Raw genomic sequence first — 5,193 nt, 5'->3', positions numbered from 1 at the left:
GCCATACCAATAAGGTTATGCAGCATAACCGCGCAGACCACTGGCCATACTAAAACACTCACGTTGTGATTGTTGAGCGCTACAACAATGGCAACGATCAGTAAAATTGCCAGAATAGAGAAGCGTGAAAACCAAGGGGTAAGCCGTTTCAGGTGTGCTGAAAAGAAATGATTAAACATCATGCCGGCCAATACCGGTAAAACAATCACCTTCACCAGCATTGTAAGCATGGAAGCCGCGGGGACGTCGATGTTTTGGCCTAAATAGAGCCAGGTCAGCAGAGGCAGCATAACAACCGCCACCAGCGTCGAAATCATCGTCATACTCACTGACAACGCCACATTGCCTCTGGCGAGGTAGGTCATCACATTCGAGGCAGTACCGCCGGCAGTGGCCCCCACCAACATCATGCCTGTCATGAGTTCACTGCTCAGGCCAAGTAAAAGAGAGATAAGCCAGGCCGCAAGCGGCATAACCAAAAACTGAATTGCAACGCCGAACATAACGATGTTGCGATAAGACACAATTCTGGTGAAATCCTTCCAGGTTAGTGTCAGGCCCATACTCAGCATTACCATCACCAGCAGGGGGATTATCCACGGCTTTAACTGCGCAAATAGCGCCGGAAACAAGTAGGCCAGTATACTGACCAGAACAGCCCACACCGGAAACAGAAAAATTGCCATGAATACACCTGCTATGAGATTGTGCTGCTCGCCATCTTAACATCACAAAGCAATGAAAAATAATTGCTTAGATTTAAGACTATACGTTCTTAAACGCCCCGAACGTAGCTTTGTATTCGCTCGGCGAAATCGACAGGTATTTTTTAAAGTTGTAGCGCAACGTAATGGCATTGTCGAAGCCTGCACGCTCAGCAATGTGTTCAAGGCCAAGCTGGGTGGTTTCAAGCAAGGATTTAGCAACTTCCAGCTTGCGGGCCTGCAGCCATTCCAGAGGGGTCATGTGATAGTGCTTTTTGAAATGCCTGTCGAAGGTACGTCGGGTCATACTGGCCTTGCTGGCAATGTCCTCAATGGTGAGTTCCGGCGACAAGTGTTTTACAGCCCAGTCCAGCGCCTGCGACACCGACGATTTAGTTTGCGGCAGTGGCTTTTCTATAAACTGAGACTGTCCGCCATTGCGATGGGCTGGCAGCACCAACCGGCGCGCGACGGTATTGGCGACATGGTAGCCATAATCCTGACGGATCACCTCAATACCCAAATCCAATCCGGCGGCACTGCCCGCTGAACAGCCAACGACGCCATCGTAGTGATACAGAATATCTTCCTGATAGGTAACCTGTGGAAATCGCTGTTTAAACATTTGGGCGTAGCGCCAGTGTGTAGTTGCAATTCGGCCATTCAGTAGCCCCAGCTCAGCCAGCAGAAACGCACCGGAACAGAAACTGATCACACGGCCTCCGCCATTGTAGTGCTGAAGCACGGCTTGCCTGAGTGCCGCGTCAATCTGGGTCACAGATACCGGGAAGCTGGGTATTACCAGCAGGTCACACTCCGGAAGCTCAGAAACCTGTTTACAGACAAAGCCGGTCTCACATAGGCCCGGAAACGCTGTGCTACCGAATGCGACTACTTCGGTGGTGTACCAGTTGTCGAACTCAGGTCGCGGCAAGGCAAATAGTTCAACCGCGCTGGCGAGCTCGAACAGTGAGACTTGTTCTGCAACAACAATGACCACCTTCATGTGATTTTCCTATGTGTTCCTGATTGTCTAAATATTATCGGTAGTTGTCAAATTAGACAATGTTTCGTCTGAGTTATTCATTGCAGAATACATTCATCAACTAACAAGGAGTCACCGTTATGTATTCAACTGTTATTAGACCCAGACCAGCTCCGTCCGACGAAGCGTTAGCTCACTTTCAGCGTTTACTTACTTTTGAAACAGACTGCTGGGATGTGCACTACGCCATGAATAATGGTTTGCATGATTTTGTGTTACTCGATGTGCGGGGTATCGATACGGCGAAGCAAGGCTACATAGACGGCGCCGTATTTTTACCTCACGCGAACATTAACGAGGCTGCACTGAGCGATTACGCAGACGATACGGTTTTTGTGGTGTATTGCGCCGGTCCCCATTGTAATGCAACAGAAAAGGCGGCGATTAAACTGGCCCGGCTCGGCCGACCTGTTAAGAAAATGATTGGCGGTGTAACCGGGTGGCTCGACGAAGGCTTTACGTTGAAAGCCGATGTCTGAGAATGTGTTTGTCATCGCTCCTGCTAATCAGACCGATGTACCTGACGTACTGTTACTCATGCGGGATTTAGCCGAGTTTGAGGGATATCTGCCGGACTTTGCAGTGACGCTCGATGCGCTTGAGAGCTTGTATCTGCAGCAACGTGTGTTTGGCATTCTGGTAGCAAAGCATAAGGATTCTGGTTCTACTGAAAACGGCAGAGTCGCTGGCATATTGGTGTATTTTTTCCAGCCTTTTACTTACGACTTAACCCCTTGGTTAATCGTGAAAGAGCTGTTTGTGTCAGAGGAATTCCGTGGGCAGGGCGTCGGTGAGGCGCTGATGTTGGAAGCCAGGAATGTGTGCAAGGCACAGGGCGGATCGCGGATGAAATGGGAAGTGCTTACGCAGAACACCGCTGCGCAAGCATTCTATAAACAGCTTGGGGCTAGCGTAGAAGAGAACTGGCGCACCATGAGCTTGCCATTAGTTCGCTAGCATTTCGAAGTCTTTTTCATCAAACCGATCGAGGATTTTAATCAGCGCCAATAAATTGTGCTGAATGTTATCCATACGGATTTCGTTGTTGTACACCCGGGAGCGCAAACCGCCCGCAGCCGCCTGCTTGTTGGCGATGTAAAACATATCGATATCGTCAGCAAACTCCAACTGCATGGCGTGTCGGATCCCTTTGATGATGGCCTGACGGTAGGCTTCCTGACGCTTGGTATCGTTTACGGCCTTTGCCAGCGCCCAGGCGTCAGCTAAGCCTTCAAGGTAAACGCCGGTTGCAGAAGCATGCGGCGGGCCATACCCGCCTTTTGGGTAGTAAAAACGACCCGCAAAATCCGGATAATCGTAGCCTTCCTGTTCTTCTATTGACTGCAGTTTTTCAATCAACCAGTCATTCATGGTAAAAATTGAAGACTGCAAGAAAGGGTCACTTGTTTGTTGCCAAACCTTGTAATACGCCTGTGTATGCCAAGGCACAAATGCCGGATTGCGGTGCGCGAAATGCCAATCCATGTAGTAGCGCGCACTGGTCAGAAATTGCTGCGTCAGCGCGTCATCAGGCTGCTGTTCTAACCAGTGAGCCCAGAAAAACATCGCCTCACCGGGGTAGAAATTATGCAGGTCATTCCGTTCCTGACGAATGAAGGTGCGAAATGCGCCGGTAGGCTGCCACTGTTCCTGAATGGCATTAACCAGCCCGTTGAATTGCGCTGTAAATTCGTCACCCTGCTGTGATGTGAATATCGACAGGGCTGCCAGTCCGGCTGCGCCTAGTTTGCGTTTCTTGCTGTACTCTATAAATCCAATTTCGCCGTCGGTTTTGTAGTAGGTGTTCAGATTGAACGTGAGATTTTTATGGGCAAGCTCAACCGCTTTGGGTTCTTGAGTCCTGTTTGCCCAGACCTGCATGGCGTAGCTCGCCATAAACTGGCGGATCATGTTGTTGGACGTCGAAAACTTAGCCGGGCCGGGCCAGTATTTATAGGCAGTTTCGCCGGTGGCGGGATCGGTGTTATTGATCAACCAGCCCGCTAGCCGCTCAGACATGGCATTCACGGAAGTCTTAGAAATGTCATCATACGTCACCAGTTGGTTACCGCGATACAATGGCGTGGCTTTGCCTGTATTTACGTCAAAGTAGAACTGATGATTGTCGTAGGTATAAAACGGGATATCCGCGGTGTTTAGTTTGGCCAGGCTCACGTCAATGGCCTTAGCAAATAACGTTAGCATTCGCCACGGCGTTTGATTCTGACTTACTGATTTTAGCCCGCAATAGTTGATGGACTTGTCTTCATAGTGAAACTCAAATCCCTTAACGCCAATTGCCGTTTGATAACTGCTGGGTGATTTCAGTGGCATCCGGGTGAGTGTGTAGTTGTAACCAAAGCACAGTGTGAGCTGGTTAGAGTCTTGGTCTGGCAGAGTGGCGAGGGCTTGTGTTACCAGATTACGCCAATCCGTGTTGTCTTTAATGGTGGTTTCAGCCAGCAACTCACCGTTACGGCGGCTATGTAACTGCAGGGAGGTAACCTTGGTATCCGCGCCGGGCCCTTGGGTGAAATACGGTTCCAGCGAAGCGACAACGCGTTGCTCCAGCGTCAGTGTTTTTTTCGGTGTCGTGACACACCCACTGAGTGAGAATACTAAGGCACTGAACAGTAGAGTAGAGCGGCAAAAAGCCCAGAATGTCGTCATTGAATAGCCGTTAACGTGCAGGTGTCGGATGACACGGGTTCCCTTGCGGCCCAGCATAGCTAAGGGCCACTCAGGATTCAACGCAAAACGCTACTTGGATGTGTTGTTCACCAGCTTGTAAATTTCGCTACCGGCGGCTAAAAACGCCCCTACGCCGTAGACTTCGGTTTTATCGGGCCAAGCTTCACCGGGTGCGGCCCCTATAGGTTGTACATAACCCAGCATGCCGGTCTCGGAAATATGCGAGGTCATATTTGCCCAGCCTTTCTCTACCGCGGGTAAGTAGGTGGTACTGTCCAGGTACCCGTTGTTAATGCCCCAGGCCAAACCGAAGGTGAAGAAGCCCGTACCGGACGTTTCCGGCGTGGTATAGACGTCTCCGGCTTTTAAGCTCATAGGCCAGAAACCGTCTTTTGACTGAAGCTTCACGAGTGATGCCGCCATTTCCGTAAACAGGGTTTCAAAATAGGCTTTTTGCGGGCCGTCGGGCATGTCTTCGAGAATCAAAGCCAGGCCAGCAAACACCCAGCCGTTGCCGCGTGACCAGAATATTTTGCGGCCATGCTCTTTTACACCGATAAAATGTTCATCACGGTAAAAGAGGTGTTCTTCGGTGTCGTATAAATGATTGGTCGTGGCAACATATTCCGCAAACATGTAATCACGGTATTGCTTATTTCCCGTGATATTAGCGAGTTTCGCCCACACAGGCGGAGCCATAAATAAGGCATCACACCAGGTCCAGCGCTCGGTGTACTTGTAGTTGTTTAGTCG

Annotated in this window: 6 protein-coding genes; 2 read left to right on the top strand and 4 right to left on the bottom strand. The window is 50.1% G+C overall.

Translation table 11 applies throughout. The features are described from left to right. Together AC4MRN_RS19325 and AC4MRN_RS19320 are read right to left on the bottom strand one after the other, a co-directional pair. On the bottom strand, positions 1-686 hold a 686-nt coding region (locus AC4MRN_RS19325), incomplete at its 3' end, for a bile acid:sodium symporter family protein (RefSeq protein WP_491204226.1). Positions 687-765: 79 nt separating this feature from the next. Beyond that, positions 766-1,710 (bottom strand): GlxA family transcriptional regulator, encoded by a 945-nt coding sequence (locus tag AC4MRN_RS19320; RefSeq protein ID WP_491204225.1) that lies wholly within the window; start codon positions 1,708-1,710, stop codon positions 766-768. A 119-nt stretch (positions 1,711-1,829) separates the two neighbouring features. Here AC4MRN_RS19320 and AC4MRN_RS19315 point away from each other — a divergent pair, with 119 nt between their 5' ends. Both AC4MRN_RS19315 and AC4MRN_RS19310 read left to right on the top strand, forming a co-directional pair. After that, positions 1,830-2,228, top strand: a complete 399-nt coding sequence (locus tag AC4MRN_RS19315; RefSeq protein ID WP_491204224.1) for a rhodanese-like domain-containing protein — start codon at positions 1,830-1,832, stop codon at positions 2,226-2,228. Continuing rightward, the gene (locus AC4MRN_RS19310) at positions 2,221-2,706 is read left to right on the top strand and encodes a GNAT family N-acetyltransferase (protein WP_491204223.1); all 486 of its coding nucleotides are present in this window, start codon (positions 2,221-2,223) and stop codon (positions 2,704-2,706) included. The genes AC4MRN_RS19315 and AC4MRN_RS19310 overlap by 8 nt, the downstream gene beginning before the upstream one ends. Here AC4MRN_RS19310 and AC4MRN_RS19305 read toward each other — a convergent pair. Together AC4MRN_RS19305 and AC4MRN_RS19300 are read right to left on the bottom strand one after the other, a co-directional pair. After that, complete coding sequence (locus AC4MRN_RS19305; protein WP_491204222.1) at positions 2,695-4,476, bottom strand: hypothetical protein; 1,782 nt, start codon at positions 4,474-4,476, stop codon at positions 2,695-2,697. The genes AC4MRN_RS19310 and AC4MRN_RS19305 overlap by 12 nt on opposite strands. 33 nt (positions 4,477-4,509) lie before the next feature. Next, on the bottom strand, positions 4,510-5,193 hold a 684-nt coding region (locus tag AC4MRN_RS19300), incomplete at its 5' end, for a glycoside hydrolase family 88/105 protein (RefSeq protein ID WP_491204221.1).

It is taken from the genome of Marisediminitalea sp. (assembly GCF_984433645.1).
This window is presented reverse-complemented; position numbering and strand designations above follow the sequence as displayed.

What these genes read in the sequence shown, in the direction of transcription:
- AC4MRN_RS19305 (WP_491204222.1), bottom strand. Translation starts at nt 4,476, where the DNA reads ATGCTGGGCCGCAAGGGAACCCGTGTCATCCGACACCTGCACGTTAAC.
- AC4MRN_RS19310 (WP_491204223.1), top strand. Translation starts at nt 2,221, where the DNA reads ATGTCTGAGAATGTGTTTGTCATCGCTCCTGCTAATCAGACCGATGTA.
- AC4MRN_RS19315 (WP_491204224.1), top strand. Translation starts at nt 1,830, where the DNA reads ATGTATTCAACTGTTATTAGACCCAGACCAGCTCCGTCCGACGAAGCG.
- AC4MRN_RS19320 (WP_491204225.1), bottom strand. Translation starts at nt 1,710, where the DNA reads ATGAAGGTGGTCATTGTTGTTGCAGAACAAGTCTCACTGTTCGAGCTC.